General features: G+C 68.3%; 13 protein-coding genes. 3 read left to right on the top strand and 10 right to left on the bottom strand.

The window, feature by feature from the left end; genetic code table 11:
* Positions 1-14: 14 nt before the first annotated feature.
* On the bottom strand, positions 15-614 hold the full coding sequence (locus ACLJPD_RS05115; RefSeq protein ID WP_410870552.1) for a lipid droplet-associated protein: 600 nt from the start codon (positions 612-614) through the stop codon (positions 15-17).
* 114 nt (positions 615-728) lie between these two features.
* Between ACLJPD_RS05115 and ACLJPD_RS05110 the strand changes: the two genes are divergently transcribed.
* Positions 729-1748 carry a 4-hydroxy-3-methylbut-2-enyl diphosphate reductase gene (locus ACLJPD_RS05110; RefSeq protein WP_410870551.1) on the top strand — a complete coding sequence of 340 codons (1020 nt, stop codon included), beginning with the start codon at positions 729-731 and terminating at the stop codon, positions 1746-1748.
* 154 nt (positions 1749-1902) lie between these two features.
* On the opposite strand, the gene ACLJPD_RS05105 is transcribed toward ACLJPD_RS05110, so the two are convergent.
* Both ACLJPD_RS05105 and ACLJPD_RS05100 read right to left on the bottom strand, forming a co-directional pair.
* Entirely contained in the window at positions 1903-2805 is a 903-nt protein-coding gene (locus ACLJPD_RS05105) for a DUF6542 domain-containing protein (protein WP_410870550.1), read from the bottom strand.
* A 51-nt stretch (positions 2806-2856) separates the two neighbouring features.
* A complete protein-coding gene (locus tag ACLJPD_RS05100) occupies positions 2857-4005 on the bottom strand; it encodes a DNA recombination protein RmuC (RefSeq protein ID WP_410870549.1) in 1149 nt (382 codons plus the stop codon).
* A gap of 172 nt (positions 4006-4177) precedes the next feature.
* Here ACLJPD_RS05100 and ACLJPD_RS05095 point away from each other — a divergent pair, with 172 nt between their 5' ends.
* Positions 4178-5365, top strand: a complete 1188-nt coding sequence (locus tag ACLJPD_RS05095) for an exonuclease SbcCD subunit D (protein ID WP_410870548.1) — start codon at positions 4178-4180, stop codon at positions 5363-5365.
* 43 nt (positions 5366-5408) lie between these two features.
* Positions 5409-8813 (top strand): AAA family ATPase, encoded by a 3405-nt coding sequence (locus ACLJPD_RS05090; protein ID WP_410870547.1) that lies wholly within the window; start codon positions 5409-5411, stop codon positions 8811-8813.
* An 8-nt stretch (positions 8814-8821) separates the two neighbouring features.
* Here the strand turns inward: ACLJPD_RS05090 and ACLJPD_RS05085 are convergent, their stop codons facing one another.
* The 7 genes from ACLJPD_RS05085 to ACLJPD_RS05055 form a co-directional block, all read right to left on the bottom strand.
* The gene (locus ACLJPD_RS05085) at positions 8822-9475 is read right to left on the bottom strand and encodes a YczE/YyaS/YitT family protein (RefSeq protein WP_410870546.1); all 654 of its coding nucleotides are present in this window, start codon (positions 9473-9475) and stop codon (positions 8822-8824) included.
* A 123-nt stretch (positions 9476-9598) separates the two neighbouring features.
* Positions 9599-10111, bottom strand: a complete 513-nt coding sequence (locus ACLJPD_RS05080; RefSeq protein WP_410870545.1) for a methylated-DNA--[protein]-cysteine S-methyltransferase — start codon at positions 10109-10111, stop codon at positions 9599-9601.
* Positions 10104-11627 carry an AlkA N-terminal domain-containing protein gene (locus ACLJPD_RS05075; RefSeq protein WP_410870544.1) on the bottom strand — a complete coding sequence of 508 codons (1524 nt, stop codon included), beginning with the start codon at positions 11625-11627 and terminating at the stop codon, positions 10104-10106. The genes ACLJPD_RS05080 and ACLJPD_RS05075 overlap by 8 nt, the downstream gene beginning before the upstream one ends.
* Positions 11628-11671: 44 nt before the next feature.
* Positions 11672-11980: a YbdD/YjiX family protein gene (locus ACLJPD_RS05070; RefSeq protein WP_410870543.1), complete on the bottom strand. Its 309-nt coding sequence runs from the start codon at positions 11978-11980 to the stop codon at positions 11672-11674.
* Between the two features lies 1 nt (position 11981).
* Entirely contained in the window at positions 11982-14234 is a 2253-nt protein-coding gene (locus tag ACLJPD_RS05065) for a carbon starvation CstA family protein (RefSeq protein ID WP_410870542.1), read from the bottom strand.
* Positions 14235-14351: 117 nt separating this feature from the next.
* The gene (locus tag ACLJPD_RS05060; protein ID WP_410870541.1) at positions 14352-14762 is read right to left on the bottom strand and encodes a VOC family protein; all 411 of its coding nucleotides are present in this window, start codon (positions 14760-14762) and stop codon (positions 14352-14354) included.
* Positions 14763-14766: 4 nt separating this feature from the next.
* A complete protein-coding gene (locus tag ACLJPD_RS05055) occupies positions 14767-15609 on the bottom strand; it encodes a helix-turn-helix domain-containing protein (protein ID WP_410870540.1) in 843 nt (280 codons plus the stop codon).
* Between the last annotated feature and the right edge of the window lie 187 nt (positions 15610-15796).

The raw sequence follows: 15796 nt of genomic DNA, 5'->3' as shown, positions 1-15796 counted from the left end.
CTGGACGGAGGTTCTTACTTCGCCTGAACGGTCGCGATACGGTTCGTCAGCATCGTGACGAAGGGGGCACGAGCGCGGGTCTGCTGTTCGAAGGCCAGGAGTTGTCCCAGCTCTTCGAGGGTGAGCATGCGCAGCCGGGCGCGCAGCTGGGCCAGCGTCATCGCGGGGTAGTCGTAGCGGATCGCGACCTCGGGGGCGACGATCTCCTCCTCGGCAGGCTCCGCGGCGGACTGCGCTGCCGGCTCGATGACCTCGTCCTCGGTCTCGAGCAGCAGCAGCGACGCGGGCACGGCCTGGCCGTTGGTCTGCGGGGCCTCTTCGAACAGGTCGAAGCGGCTGGCGTGACCGTTGGTGGCGGGCGCAGGCTCGATGTCTTCGTCGAAGGTGGCCCACTCGGGCTGCTCGGCCGCTGGCGTACCCAGCCGCTCGAACACACCGTCGCCCTTGAGCGCGAGGCTGGTGACGAACTGCTGCACATGCATCGTGGTCTGCAGCACGCGACTGAGCGCGGTGATCGGGAAATTGACCGCGGCGACGGGCAGTCGCCGGGTCTCTTCTAAGGCGTATACGGCGGCACCGGCGGCCACCCTGGCCAGGAACGGAGGACGAAACATGCCCCCAGCCTGCCCCAAACCGCGTGTGATGCAAAGGTCCACACCCCGGTTATGTGACTTTCGCCCCTTGATCCGACCTGATCGGGCCCGTCGCACGCACGTAAGCTGTGGGACATGACCTCGGCAATCCCCTTGAACGTCGGTATCACGCGCTCCGCGGGCGCGAAGGCTGCCGGTGGCAAGCGCGTGCTGCTGGCCGAGCCGCGCGGCTACTGCGCAGGCGTCGACCGCGCCGTCGAGACCGTGGAGAAGGCGCTGGAGAAACACGGCGCCCCGATCTATGTGCGCAAGGAGATCGTGCACAACCGCCACGTGGTGGAAACGCTGCGTGAGCAGGGCGTGATCTTCGTCGACGAGACCGACGAGGTGCCGGAGGGCGCCCTGGTCGTGTTCTCCGCGCACGGCGTGGCTCCGACCGTGCACGAGACCGCCGCCGCACGGAACCTGCGCACCATCGACGCCACCTGCCCGCTGGTCACCAAGGTGCACCAGGAAGCCAAGCGCTTCGCCCGCGACGACTTCGACATCCTGCTGATCGGCCACGAAGGCCACGAGGAAGTCGAAGGCACCGCCGGTGAGGCACCACAGCACGTGCAGCTGGTCGACGGACCCGAGTCGGTCGACAAGGTGACCGTGCGCGACCCGTCGAAGGTGATCTGGCTGTCGCAGACCACGCTCTCGGTCGACGAGACCATGGAGACCGTCGAGCGGCTGCGCGAACGCTTTCCCACGCTGCAGGACCCGCCCAGCGACGACATCTGCTACGCCACCTCCAACCGCCAGACCGCGGTCAAGGCGATGGCGCCCGAATGCGATCTGGTGATCGTGGTCGGTTCGCGCAACTCGTCGAACTCGGTGCGACTGGTCGAGGTGGCACTCGGTGCCGGTGCGAAGGCGTCGTATCTGGTCGACTACGCCCGTGAGGTCGATCTGGCCTGGCTCGACGGCGTGCAGACCGTCGGTATCACCTCCGGCGCTTCGGTGCCGGAGATCCTGGTGACCGGGGTACTCGACCTACTGGCCGAGCACGGCTTCGGCGAGGTCCAGCCGGTGACGACGGCCAACGAAACGCTGGTGTTCTCCCTGCCGCGTGAACTGCGCCCGGCGCGCACGAGCTCCCCCGCCTCTCCGTGACTTCAGGCCAGACCTGGGTGCGGGGAGGGTATGCGTTGGCGGCCAGACGGCGGTGGTGGCTCAGCTAGCCCGTGCCCGGTGAGTTACCCATGTTCGTGCGAGATCAGTGGGCGCATAGATAGAGATCCTCGCCGCCTAGGCGAGGACTTTCGGTTTACCCGTTATCTGGGCGGCGGCGTTCGGTGCGGGTGGAGTCGGCGCGGTAGCGCACGTTCGGCTGGGGGTGGGGCGGCGCTTCGCCACGGCGGCGCGGGACGCGGGCCGGTTCGGTTTCGCGGGGTGCGGCCGGGGTGCGGGCTGCGCGGGGTTCGGTTTCGCGGGGTGCGGGGGTGCGCGCGGGACGGGGTTCGGCTTCGCGGGGTGCGGCGGGGGTGCGGGCGGCGCGGGGTTCGCGAGGCCTGGCGGCTGCGGGCGCACGTTTCGGCTCGGCGGGTCGGGCGGGGCGGCGGGCCGGGCTCGCCATGTCGACCTCGGTGTCGGGCTCGTCCAGTACGGCGGTGCCGCGGCGCGGACGCTTGCGGGCGGCGGTGGCCAGGTCGGGTGTGGGTTCGGGGCGACGACGCTTGACCGGCTTGCGTTCGGTTCTGCGGTCCGACGCGGCGGGGCGGGCGGCGGCGGGCATGCGCTTGGCGATCGCGATCCTGGCGCCACCGATCGCCAGGACCAGCACGGTCGCCAGCGCCATCGTCGGGAAGCGCTCCACCAGCGGGATGATCAGGTTGATCAGAACTTCTTTGATCGAGAACGAGGCGCGCCCACCTAATATCTGGCAGGCCACCGGCACCGCGACGAACAGCAGCAGCGGCGGCATCACCATGGTCGAGAACAGACCGCGGAAGCGCACCGCGCAGACTGCGAGCACACAGCCGAGCACATACATCGCCGAGAACGTGCCCGTCGGCAGGGTCTCACCGCCGAACGCGTCGATCAGGAACCCGACAACCGTCGCGCCCGCGGCGACCAGAATCGCGGCCCAGGCGGGGATGCCGGGTACCGAGGGCACGATCGAACGTTGCGGCGCGGGCACCCGGGGTCGCGCACGTTGGGAAGCAGCCACACTATGACACTAACTGCACATCGGCCCCGTAGGCGCCACGGCACGAGGATCTCAGAGGCGATCCTCGGCGTCGGCCAATGCCACCACCCGCGGTCGGGCCTCGGTCAGCCGGATTGCCGGGAGCTCCTGATCGGCGATCCCGAGATCGTGCATCCGGCGGGCGGTGACCATCACCCGCGACTCCACCGAGCCAACCGTCGCGTTGAAAGCCGCTACTGCCTTACCGAGATTCACGCCCAGATTGTCCAGATGTTCGGCGACCTTGCCCAGCCGGGTGTAGAGCTCCTTGCCCAATTGCTGCACCGTTGCCATATCGCGTGAGAGCGCTTCCTGCCGCCAACTGAACGCCACCGTGCGCAGCAGCGCGATCAATGTAGTGGGGGTTGCCAGAATCACGTTCCGGCCGAACGCGTACTCCAAGAGCTCGGCATCGGTGGTGAGCGCGGCGTCGAGGAACGGGTCGCCCGGCACGAACAGCACAACGAACTCCGGTGCCGGGTCGAACGCCGCCCAGTACGCCTTGTCGGCCAATTGGTCGACGTGGGCGCGCAGGTGCTTGGCGTGGCGGGCCAGCAATTGGGTGCGCGCGCTGGGGTCGTCGGTGGTCGCCGCGTCCAGATACGCCGAGAACGGCACCTTGGCGTCGACGACGATGTGCCTGCCACCGGCCAGCCGCACCACCATGTCGGGCCGGACCACGCCCCGATCGTCGCCGCCGGGCCGGGAGACCTGCGTGTCGAAATCACAGTGCCGGGTCATGCCCGCGAGTTCGACCACCCGTTCCAGCTGGATCTCGCCCCACCGTCCGCGCACCTGCGGCGCGCGCAGCGCGGCGACCAGCTGCCCGGTCTGATCGGAGAGCCGATGCGAGGTGCGCTGCATGCCCGCGACCTGCTCGCGCAATCCCGAATACGCGTCGATCCGATGGTGCTCGACCTGCCGGATCTGCTGTTCCAATGCCCCGACCGCGTCGCGCAGCGGATCGACCATCGCGCCGATCGCGGCCGAATGCCTGCGCGCCGCATCCTCATTGGCCGAGTGCAGTGACTGCTGCAGCAACCGTTGATTGTCCCCGGCCGCGGCGAGCCGGGCCTCCGCGGTGGCGGCACGTTGCCCACCACGGGCGGAGTGCCCCAACCAGCCGAGACCGAAGCCTGCGGCGAATACCAGGACGAGCGCGACGAGCATCGAAGCGGTCATGGCGGCGATACTGCCCGAGGCCACCGACAAGTTCGCAATCTCCCGGCAAATCGGGCGTGGTCGCGGCGAACGCGCCAGGGCAACACGGCGGCACGGGACGCCACGCCGGTGAATTACACGCGTGTGGTGCGTCGATTGAATTCTGTCGGGGGTGTGCCCTACGGTTCGCGACATGCGGATCCTGCACACCTCCGACTGGCACATCGGGCGCACCTTTCACGGTGTCGACCTGCTGGCCGATCAGGCGCGCGTGCTCACGGCGATCGCGGAGCTGGTCGCGAGCGAATCCGTGGACGTGGTGGTGGTGCCCGGCGACATCTACGACCGCTCCATCCCCAATGCCGATGCCATCGGGGTCTGCAATCGCGGCTTCGAGGCGATCCGGGCGGCGGGCGCGACGATCATCGCCACCTCGGGCAACCACGATTCGCCCGCCCGGCTCGGCGCGGGCGCCAGCTTCGCCGCGGCCGGTGGCTTGCACCTGTGCACCAGGGTCGCCGAGGCGGACCGCCCGATCGTGCTGGCCGACGGCGACGGTGACGTGGCGTTCTACGGCATCCCGTATCTGGAACCGGAGATCACCCGCGTCGAACTTGGTGTGCCACAGGCACATTCGCACGCGGAGATCCTCGATGCCGCGATGGAGCGGATTCGTGCCGATATCGCCGCCAGGTCCGGCACGCGCACCGTGGTGCTGGCGCACGCGTTCGTGATCGGTGGGGAGGCGACGGGTTCGGAGCGGTCCATCTCGGTGGGCGGCGTGGAAACGGTGTCGATGTCGGCCTTCGACGGCATCGACTATGTGGCCCTCGGGCACCTGCATTCGCCGCAGACGCTGTCGGAGTCGGTGCGCTACAGCGGATCTCCGCTGCCGTACTCGTTCGGCGAGAGTTCGCATCGCAAGGCGGTGTGGATCGTCGACCTCGATGCCTCGGGGCTCGCCGCGGTGCATCGCCACGATCTGCCGCTGGTGCGCGGGCTCAGCAGGCTCACCGGCACCATCGAATCCCTGCTCACCGGCACTGAATACGCTGTGGCCGAAGAGCATTACGTGTCGGCCACGCTCACCGACACCACCCGTCCGGTCGACCCGATGCGAAAGCTACGCGGGCGGTTCGCCCACGCGGTGCACGTGGAATGGGAACGACCGCAGGGTAATCCGGAACTGCACTACCGCGAGCGGGTGCACGGGCGCCGCGACGCGGAGGTCGCGGCGAGCTTCCTGACCGACGTGCGTGGCACACCGAGCAAGGGGGAGATGGCATGGGTGGAGCGTGCGCTTGCCGCCGCGGTACGCGAAACCGACTCGGTGCGAGCCGAATCCGGCCAGGAGTCGACGGCGTCGGAGTTGACTGCGTGAGCTACCGCGCCGTGATCGCAGCGGTCGCCCCCGGTGGCGCCGCGTGAGGCTGCATAGGCTCGAACTCACCGCGTTCGGCCCGTTCGCCGAGACCACCGTCGTCGATTTCGACGCGCTCGGCGCCGACGGGCTGTTCCTGCTGCACGGGCACACGGGCGCGGGCAAGACGACCATCCTCGACGCCATCGCGTTCGCCCTTTACGGCAAGGTGCCCGGTGCGCGCGGCGAGAGCAAGCGGCTGCACTCCGACCACGCGGATTCCCAGACCCCGCCGAGCGTCGTGCTCGAGGCCACGCTCGGCGGCCGCCTCCTACGCCTGACCAGGTCACCCGAATTCGAGCGCCCGAAGAAGAACGGCACCGGAACCCGGCTCCTGCAACCCCAGGCCACCCTCACCTGGCTCGACGGCAGCGGCGAGAACCTCTCGCGCATCACCGATATCGGCGACGAGGTCCTGCGCCTGCTCGGCATGAGCGCCGACCAGTTCTTCCAGGTGGTGCTCCTCCCACAGGGCGACTTCGCCAGATTCCTGCGGGCCGAGAACGAAGACCGCGAGAAGCTGCTCGAAAAGCTCTTCGACACTCAGCGTTTCGGGACAGCCGAGCAGTGGCTGTCCGATCGCCGCCGCGCCGCCGCCGCCGACCTCGACTCCCGCAAACAGGGCATCGACCGCCTGATCACCAAGGTCGGCATGGCAGGGGGCTACGGCGGCGCGGAATCGGTCGGCGTACTCGACGCGGTGGCCTGGTCCCAGGAGCTACTCGCCACCGCGCGCACCGCACTCGCCGAGGCGACCACGAATGCCGAACTGCGCCAGCAGCAATCGTCGCAGGCCCGCGCCGAAGCCGAAGAGCAACGCCGCGTTGCAGGGCTGCACGCCCGCATGGCAGCAGCCCGCACCGAACTGGCTACCTATACCGCGTCCGCTCCCCGCCGCACCGAGCTCGAACACGAACTGGTCCGGGCCCGCCGCGCCGAACCCGTCGTACAAGCCATCGACGAGGCTCGTTCGGCGGTTCGCGCCCTTCGTCGTTCGGAGACTGCGACCCGCAGTGCCACCGGTGAACTGGCTGATCAACTGCTGGCACCGGCGGCCGCCGACATCGCGGGCGCAGACCTGCTGACCGTCGTGATGGACGAGCCGATCGGCCCAGCTGGAGATGCCGGCGTCGGTGTGCTGGATGTTCGGGGCGACCTCGACGCCGCGATCAGTCAGTGGAACGCGCTGCTCGGTGTGCTCGGTGAGGTGCGCGCCGATGCGGTGACCGCGCGTCAGCTCACCGGCGATCTCGCCGCGCACGAGAGCGAAGCCGCTCGGCTTACGCAGCGCGCGGTCGAGCTGGGCCAGCGGCGTCTCGAACTGCCGACGGCGATCGCGGCGGCGCAGGAACAGTTGCGTGAGGCGACCGACGCGGCGGCCGCGCTGCCCGGAGTTCGCAACGAGCTGACCAAGTGGCAGGACTGCGCGGCAGCCGCCGTCGAAATAGCCCGGCAGCGGCCGGCTCTGGACAAGGCGCAGGCCGAACACGATTCCGCCCGCCGTGCTCACCTCGATGCCAGGGAGCGGGTGCTCGATCTGCGCGCCCGTCGCCTCGCGGGGATGGCGGCTGAGCTCGCGGGCGCGCTCACCGACGGTGCGCCGTGCACAGTCTGTGGCTCCGCGGACCATCCCGAACCGGCGCAGCCCACCGATGACGCGGTGTCCAAGGACGCCGAGGACACCGCGCAGGCGGCCGAACAAGCCGCAGAGGCCGCCCGGGAGCGCATCGCCGAACGCATCAGCGCCATCGAACGCGAAATCGAGGCACTGACCGCGCGCGGCGGCGACGCCGACCCCGTCACCCTCGCCGACGCGGTCCGCACCGCCACCCACCGCTTCGACGACACCGCCGAAGCGGCCGACCGCGCGCCCGCACTCACCACCCGCCTCGCAGCCCTGCGCACCGAGGAAACCGCCCTCCACGACCAGTCACGCGACCTCGACGCCCGCCTCGGCACGATCACCGCCAACATCGCCACCACCCGCACCCGCCTCGACGAACTCACCAGCCGCCTGCGCACCGCCGCGGGCGCCGACGACACCGTCGACGCCCGCACCGCCCGCCTCGAATCCCTCATCACCGCCGCCACCACCCTGCGCACCGCCCGCACCGAGGAATCCACCGCCCGCGACGCCGTCCGCACCATCGCCACCCGCGTGGAAAACCTCGCCCGCACAGCCGGTCTCGTACCAGCGGGATACGAGGAAATGTTCTCGCCGATGAAATCGAACGCGCGAGGTTCGCAGCCGGAGACACCGCATTCGACAGTTGTTACCGCCAGTCCAACGGCGACCCACGATGATGGCGCCGAGGCGGTTGTCGCCGATGAGCCAGGTGCTATCGCCGAGGTGGGCGTCGAGGATGAGACGGCCACTGCCGACGAGCGCGCAACCGAGGTTGCTAGCGGTGGCCGCGCGCGAGCGATCCGTGCCGAGCCCGAAATGCCAAGCCTGTTCGATCTGTTCGATGAAGATCCGCTCGACGAGGAACCTGCCGACGAGGTGGTCGAACCGGCAGCGCCGCGCGACGACATCGCTCTCCTGACCGCCTACGCCCAAGTCGTCACCGCCGTCGCGCGGACCGCGCAGCAGCAGTCCGCGATCGAAGCCGAACTCACCGCCGCGGACCGGGCCCGGGCGCACGCCGAGGCGGTGCTGGGCGAACCGCAGATCCGTGCCGTCGCCGAACAGACCCCGGGCGATCTGGCCGGCTTGGAACAGCGCTTCACCGAAGCGCAGAGCGCGCTCACCGCCGCGGTGGCGGCGCAGTCGGCGGCCACCGAGCGGGTGGCCCAGCTCGAACAGCTGGGTACGCAGCTGTGGGGCGAGGTCGAGCGGATCGCGCCGAGGCAGCGTGATTTCGACGAGCTGGCAGCCCTGGCGGAAGTGGTCGCCGGCCGTGGCGAGAACAACAGGCGAATGTCGTTGCGCTCCTATGTCCTCGCGGCTCGGCTCGAAGAAGTCGCTGTCGCGGGGTCACTACGCCTGCGCCGAATGTCGGGCGGCCGTTACGAATTCGTGCACTCGGACAAGGCGGGCCCGCGGGGCAGGCGCGGTGGCCTCGGACTCGACGTCCGCGACGACTACACCGGTGCGATCCGCTCCGCGAAAACTCTCTCCGGCGGCGAAACCTTCATGGCGTCACTGGCATTGGCACTCGGCCTGGCCGACGTGGTCGCCGCCGAATCCGGCGGCCTCACCCTGGACACCCTGTTCATCGACGAAGGTTTCGGCAGCCTCGACGCCGACACCCTCGACGCCGTGATGGGCGTCCTCGACGAACTCCGCGCAGGCGGCCGCGTGGTCGGCGTCGTCAGCCACGTCGACGAGATGCGCCAACGCATCCCCAGCCGGCTCCACGTGGTGCGCGGCCGGGCGGGGTCGAGCCTCGAGGCAACGGTCGTTTAGCCCAACCTTCAGCCCGGCGTGGCGGGAGTCTGCGGACGCTCCAGCGGTGGCACCGCCTCATGGTGGGAGATCGCCGCGAAACCGGGGAGCTTGCCGTCGACGAGCGGGATCATCAGCTGGACCAGCGGCCCGATCCCGAACGCGTAGACCAGCGTGCCGATCCCCACACTGCCGCCGAGGAACCAGCCGGTGGTCAGCACCCCGACCTCGATCCCGGTCCGGACAGACCAGACCGGCCAGCCGGTCCGCGTGACCAGTCCAGTCATCAGTCCATCGCGTGGACCCGGACCCATCCCGGCACCGATGTAGAGCACCGTCGCCGCGGCATTCACGACCACCGCGGCGAGCATGGCCAGAATCCGCAACCACAGTCCATCCACGGCCGGGATCAGCCACAACCCGGCGTCGACCGCGATCGCGATCACCACCACATTGCTGATGGTCCCGAGTCCCGGCCGCTGTCGCAGCGGAATCCAGGCGAGCAGCACGGCGATCCCGGTCAGGGCGGTCACCACGCCGAAACTCAACGGCACATGCCCGGCGACCCCCTGATGGAACACGTCCCACGGGTCGAGCCCGAGCCCCGCCCGGATCATCACTGCCATCGATGTCCCGTACAACCACAAACCGACGTACAACGCGACCAGGCGACGAGTGAGCATAGGTAACAGAATCCGGTCTACTGGACCTGAAAAAAAGAGCCAATCAGCGATAACTGGACTGATAGCCGATAAGGGTATGTCGGTCCGAGGCAACTGCCGGGCGCGGGGCCGCCCGGCACAAGCTCAGCCCTCGTGCGCGAGCAACCAGGCCTTGGCTTCCAGTCCCCATCGGAACCCGCCGAGCGCTCCGCCGATCCGCAGCACGCGATGGCACGGCACGAACAGCGCGGCGGAGTTGCGGGCGCAGGCATTGGCCGCGGCCCGCGTGGCTGCCGGGCGCCCGGAGAGTCCGGCGAACTCCGTATAGGTGACCGGCTCGCCCGCGGGCACCTTGCGCAGGACTTCCCAGGCGTGGAGCAGGAATTCTCCCGACTGCTGCCGCACCGGAATCGCGTCGATCGCGGTGAGATCGCCTGCGTGATAGTCGATTACAGCCTTGGTTGTCGCGCCGAGTGAATCCCGTTGCCGCAGTCGCGCCGGGCGCAGTGTGGTGTGGATGAGGCCGGTCAGCGTGGTCGCGTCACCGGTCCAGCCCGCGGCGAGCACGGCTCCGTCGGCATCGACGATGGTGGTGAACGGGCCGATCGGCGTGCTGACGGTCGCGACATCGGCGAGACGAAGAACAGTGTCAGTCATGGGTTTTCGCTTCCTGGAGAGAAGGTTCACGGACAAGCGCGCCACGATGTTCGAGCGCGGTCTTCCATAAGTGCATGGACAGATAGGAGCGCCACGGCGCCCAGCGGGTGGTGTCGGCGAGGTCGATTCCGGCCCGCGCGGCGCCCTGGCGAACCACCAGGTCGGTGTCGAGCAGAATGTCGGGATCGGCCAGCGATCGCATGGTGACGTAGTCGGCGGTCCACGGCCCGACACCGTCGAGCGCGAGCAGGTCGCGCCGCAGGTCATCGGCGGTGCGACCGGAGTGCAGGACCAGTTCGCCGTCGGCGATCGCCCGTGCCGCGGAGACGATGGCGGCTACCCTGCGCGCGGGCCCCGTCAGCACTTCGGCGCCGTGTTCGGCGATCGCCTCCGCTGTCGGAAACAGCCGCGGTACCGGCCCTTCGATCCGCTCGCCGAGCGCATCCACCAGCCGTGCGATATGCGTTCGGGCCGCCCGTACCGAGATCTGTTGCCCGATCATGGTGCACAGCAACAACTCTGAACCGGCGAGGCACCCGGGTACGCGGATTCCAGGCGTGAACGCCCGGTCGTCGCCATTCACCGACCGGCCGATGCCCAGCGCGTCATCGACGCCCAACGGGTCCGCGTCCAGGTCGAGCAGATGCCGCACCCGAGCCACGGTCGGTGCGAGATCGCGCATATCCCGCAACGCCAATTCCGCCCGCACATGCCCCGGCTGAAACGACAGCCGAATGCTCGCGTGCCCGTGCGGAGTGCGCAGGCTGCGCGTATAGGCGCCGTCCTCCCACAGTTCCGTCCCCGGCACCGCGTGCGCCGAGAGGAACCAGCTCAGCCAGCCGACATCGAGCGGCTCGCGATAGGGCAGTCGTAAAGTCAGCAGACCGGGCGTGCCGGGTGCGACGACATCGGCGCGCGGTGATCGGCGCAACTCGGTGCGCATCGTCGTCGGACTCACCGCGAACACCTCGCGCACGGTGTCGTTGAACTGCCGAATACTGGCGAACCCCGCCGCGAACGCGATATCCGACATCGGCATCTCGGTCGTCTGGATGAGCAGCCGCGCTGTATGCGCGCGATGCGCCCTGGCCAGCGCGAGCGGCCCGGCGCCGAGTTCGGTGGTGAGCACCCGCGTGAGCTGACGCTGCGAATAGTCGAGGGTAGCGGCCAGTCCCGGCACCCCGCCGCGTTCGATCATCCCGTCGCTGATCAACCGCATGGCGCGCGCGGCCAGATCGGCCCGCACATTCCACAGCGGGGAACCGGGCGCGGCATCGGGCAGGCACCGGCGGCAGGCGCGATATCCGGCCTGCTGGGCCGCCGCCGCGGTGGGCAGGAACGACACATTGGCCCGTTTGGGCGTGATCGCCGGGCACGAGGGCCTGCAGTAGATACCCGTCGTTCGTACCGCGGTGAAGAACTGCCCGTCGAAGCGGGAGTCGCGGGTGGAGACCGCCCGGTAGCAGCCCTCGAAGTCCAAAGCGGTGATGGTCACGAGTTCCACAATGGCACCCATCCCAACGGGGTGCTAGCGGAAATCGGCCACCGATTCTTCAGGGATCAGCAGCAGCGATTGGTGGGGTTGCGCTCGGCCTCGGCATAGCGTTCGCGCCAGTAGTCGCCCACCGACGGCACCGGAGCGCCCGGATGATTGCGGCGCAGGTGGTCGACATAGCGCTGGTAGTCCTGACCGCCGTTGATCGCGCTGTACCAGCGCGCGACGCCACGCGCGGCGGCCCAGACTCGACCGAGAACCGCGCGCGGCCCGGCAACCGAGCTGGTGCCGCCGAGCGGGCCGACGACAGGGGTGCGGACGGTCGGTTCGATGAACCGGCCGTCCGCACCCCTGGTGACATTCACGTCGGGCATATCAGGAGACGTGCGCCGATCCGGGCGCGCTCACTTTGCCCTCGGCGATCAACACATCCCATTCCTTCTGCACGTCCTTCTCCGCGGCAGTGGCGACAAAACCGCTGGGGGAGAAGATCTTCGACGGCTGCTCGTCGGATTCGGTGCTGGTCACCGTGCCCGTGCGGATCGCCTTCGCGCACACCAGCACGCCGACGACCGTGACGACCAGCACCAGCACCGCGAACACGATCGACAGCGTGCCCTGGATGAAGGTGTTGCGGATCGCGATGTCGACCTGCTCGGGAGTCTTGGCCGTCAGGCAGGCCTTGCCCGCGTCCTTGGCGGCCTGGCACAGGCTGTGCTGCTTCCAGTAACCGAGCTTGGGATCGTCGGAGAAGATCTTCTGCCAGGACGCGGTCATCGTGACCACCAGATCCCAGACCAGTGGAATGCCGGGAATCCACGCCCACTTCCACTGCCCGCGCTTGACGATGATCGTGAGCACCACGATCAGCGCGATCGCGGCGAGCAACTGGTTGGCGATGCCGAACAGCGGATACAGCGCGTTGATGCCACCGAACGGATCGTTGACGCCCATCAGCAGCACCCCGCCCCAGCCCGCGACCACGATCAGCGAGCACAGCCAGGCACCGATCCGCCACGACGGATCACGGAACTTCTTGAACCCACCACCGAAGTTGCCGAGCGCGTCCGAGACCAGGAAGCGCGCCACCCGGGTGCCCGCGTCGATGGTGGTGAGGATGAACAGCGCTTCGAACATGATCGCGAAGTGGTACCAGAACGCCTTCATCGACGAGCCGCCGAGGAAATTGGCGAAGACCTCGGAGATACCGACAGCCAGGGTCGGGGCGCCACCGGTGCGCGAGACGATCGAGTTCTCACCCACGTCGGAAGCGGCGTTGGTGAACAGTTCCGGCGTCGCGGGCGGACCCGACAGACCCAGCGAATTCGTGAATTTGGCTGCGCCCTCGGCAGTTCCGCCGGTGAGACCGCTCGCGGCGTTCATGCCGAAGTACAGGTGCTGGTCGATGATCGAGGCGGTGATGATCGCCATGACCGCGACGAACGACTCCATCAGCATGCCGCCGTAGCCGATCATCTTGGCATTGGATTCCTTGGCCAGCAGTTTCGGCGTGGTGCCCGAGGACACCAGCGCGTGGAAGCCCGAGAGCGCACCGCAGGCGATGGTGATGAAGAGGAACGGGAACAGGCTGCCAGCGAACGCGGGTCCGGCACCGGTGTGCGCGAATTCCGAGACTGCGGGCGCCTTCAGCACGGGCATCGTGATCAGGATGCCGACGGCGAGCAGCACGATCGTGCCGACCTTCATGAACGTCGACAGGTAGTCGCGCGGGGCGAGCAGCAGCCACACCGGCAGCACCGAGGCGATGAAGCCGTAGGCGATCAGGGCCCAGGCGATGGTGGTGCGCGAGAGCGTGAACCAGTCCGCGCCCCACTCGGTTTCGGAGACCCAGCCGCCGCCGATGATCGCGGCGAGCAGCAGCACGATGCCGATCGCGGACACCTCGCCGACCGCACCCGGTCGCAGATACCGCAGGTAAACACCCATGAACAGGGCGATCGGGACGGTCATCGCGATGGAGAACACGCCCCACGGGCTCTCCCCGAGCGCGTTCACCACGACCAGTGCCAGCACCGCGAGCAGGATCGTCATGATCACCAGAATCGCTACGATCGCCGCGGCACCACCGACGACGCCGAGCTCGTCGCGCGCCATCTGGCCGAGGCTGCGGCCGTGTCGACGGGTCGAGGCCCACAGCACCAGGTAGTCCTGGACCGCGCCGGCGAACACCACGCCGACGATGATCCAGATGGTGCCGGGCAGATAGCCCATCTGCGCGGCCAGCACCGGACCGACCAACGGCCCGGCGCCCGCGATGGCGGCGAAGTGGTGCCCGTAGAGCACCCGCCGGTCCATCGGCATGAAATCCTTGCCGTTGTCATAGATTTCGGCGGGCGTGGCGACATCGTCGCGCGGCTTGGTGATCTTCCATTCGATGAATCGCGCATAGAAGCGGTAGGCGATGATGTAGGTACACACCGCCGCGATCACGATCCATACCGCGTTCACCGATTCACCGCGCACGAACGCGATCACCGTCCACGCGATCGCGCCGAGCACGGCGATCGCCGCGAACACGGCCTTCTTGACGGGCGTGATCGGCGTGCGATCAACGACACCGACCGGAGGCAAGTCCGGTTCGGTCCGCAGGTATTCGATGGTCGCCATTGACTCAACTCTCCTGTATAACGCGCAGAGCCTCGGGTGAAGCAATCGACAACGTAGCCGATCGCCGATCCGCGTCGGAGAGATTCGCACGCGATCGCGCGCAGAATGAAGTTTTGTTCAGGCGCCGCGGTAGGTGCCGAAGCTCCAGAGGTTGCCTTCGGGGTCGGCGGCGCTGAAGCCGCGCGAGCCGTAGTCCTCGTCGCGCAGTTCGCGGATGATCTTCGCGCCCGCGGCCTCGGCGCGGGTGTAGAGGGCGTCGGGGTCGTCGGTGACCAGGTAGAGGTTCGCGACGCCGGGTGGGCGGGTGCCGAAGGGGGTGTCGTTGCGGCCAGTGGAGCCGAGCATGATGCCACCGCCGCCCGGCCAGCGCAGCTCGCCGTGTTCGACGATGCTGTCGTCGTTTTCTCTGGAGTAGACCGCTGCTACTTCGAAACCGAAAGCCGTGGTGAGGAATTCGATCATGGCACGCGCATCGTCGAAGGCGAGGCAGGGCCAGATGCCTGCTTGGGTATTCGTTGTTGTGTCCATGTATTCAGCCTCGTGCTTCGGGGGAGCTCGGGTCTTGGACGGATGGAATCTCCTCGGCGAGCCAGACGGTAGGGGCAACGCCTGCCAGTTCGGCGAAGTCGCGATTCATGTGGGCCTGGTCGTAGTAGCCGCAGGTGGTCGCGACCTGGGCGATGGAGATATAGGACGGCGTGCCTGCGAGCATGCGCTTGGCGCGCTCGAAGCGGATGATCCGCGCGGCCAGTTTGGGGCTCGCGCCGAATTCGGCGGTGAACTTGCGGGTCAGGTGCTGACGGGTCCAGCCGATCCGATCGGCGAGCGGGTTGATCGGGCAGGTGCCGCCGGTGTTGACGAGGGCATGCCAAGCCCAGGTCAATTCGGGCCCAGCGAGAGTGTCGGTCTGTGCGGCCGCGGTCAAGGCGCGATCGCACGCGGCGAACCGGCTCGGCCAATCCTGGTGCGATTGCACAGCATCCGCGAGGTGATCGCCCAGAGTTCTTTGCGCCTGGGAGCATTCGATCGAGATGTCCCACAGTTCGCTCGCGGGCATGCCGAACAGCACCCGGCAACCCAGCGGGGTCAACTCGATCGCCACGCCTTCCTGAAAGCCGGTGTGCGCGATCAGCGCGGGGCTCGCCTGCAGGCCACTCAGTACGCAGCGATAACTGCCGGGGGCTTGGCGCGGGTCGGTCTGCTCGACGACATCGATGGTCGGCCCGACGGCGACGATGAAGGTCATGTGCCGTGATGGCAGACCACGGTGCAGGCCTGGCTCGAAACCCGCGAGTCGATAACCCACGTACCGGTCGATGAACGCTGCCAGCACCGGAGCGGGGGCCGCTGTCACCACCTCGGTGGTCGCCTCCATGCTCGTCACGCTACGCCGCCGTCCGCGGTGTGGCATTACCCACGCGTCCCAGCCCGCCAGGTGGGGTATCCAGCAGCGGAAGGTGCCCTCTCCGCCACGTGGCGCACGCGGTGAGATTTCGCACTCGTAGGTGCACGGTCTGTGGAAACGCGAGGTCAGCCGGTTAATCTTGCGCTTCGCTCAATTA

This window comes from Nocardia sp. A7, from assembly GCF_046549215.1.
In the GTDB taxonomy this organism is placed as follows: Bacteria; Actinomycetota; Actinomycetes; order Mycobacteriales; family Mycobacteriaceae; genus Nocardia.
Note: the sequence above shows the minus strand (reverse complement) of the source record. Positions and strands in the feature narration are given on the sequence as shown.

What these genes read in the sequence shown, in the direction of transcription:
- ACLJPD_RS05115 (WP_410870552.1), bottom strand. Translation starts at nt 614, where the DNA reads ATGTTTCGTCCTCCGTTCCTGGCCAGGGTGGCCGCCGGTGCCGCCGTA.
- ACLJPD_RS05110 (WP_410870551.1), top strand. Translation starts at nt 729, where the DNA reads ATGACCTCGGCAATCCCCTTGAACGTCGGTATCACGCGCTCCGCGGGC.
- ACLJPD_RS05100 (WP_410870549.1), bottom strand. Translation starts at nt 4,005, where the DNA reads ATGACCGCTTCGATGCTCGTCGCGCTCGTCCTGGTATTCGCCGCAGGC.
- ACLJPD_RS05095 (WP_410870548.1), top strand. Translation starts at nt 4,178, where the DNA reads ATGCGGATCCTGCACACCTCCGACTGGCACATCGGGCGCACCTTTCAC.
- ACLJPD_RS05085 (WP_410870546.1), bottom strand. Translation starts at nt 9,475, where the DNA reads ATGCTCACTCGTCGCCTGGTCGCGTTGTACGTCGGTTTGTGGTTGTAC.
- ACLJPD_RS05080 (WP_410870545.1), bottom strand. Translation starts at nt 10,111, where the DNA reads ATGACTGACACTGTTCTTCGTCTCGCCGATGTCGCGACCGTCAGCACG.
- ACLJPD_RS05075 (WP_410870544.1), bottom strand. Translation starts at nt 11,627, where the DNA reads ATGGGTGCCATTGTGGAACTCGTGACCATCACCGCTTTGGACTTCGAG.
- ACLJPD_RS05070 (WP_410870543.1), bottom strand. Translation starts at nt 11,980, where the DNA reads ATGCCCGACGTGAATGTCACCAGGGGTGCGGACGGCCGGTTCATCGAA.
- ACLJPD_RS05065 (WP_410870542.1), bottom strand. Translation starts at nt 14,234, where the DNA reads ATGGCGACCATCGAATACCTGCGGACCGAACCGGACTTGCCTCCGGTC.
- ACLJPD_RS05060 (WP_410870541.1), bottom strand. Translation starts at nt 14,762, where the DNA reads ATGGACACAACAACGAATACCCAAGCAGGCATCTGGCCCTGCCTCGCC.
- ACLJPD_RS05055 (WP_410870540.1), bottom strand. Translation starts at nt 15,609, where the DNA reads ATGGAGGCGACCACCGAGGTGGTGACAGCGGCCCCCGCTCCGGTGCTG.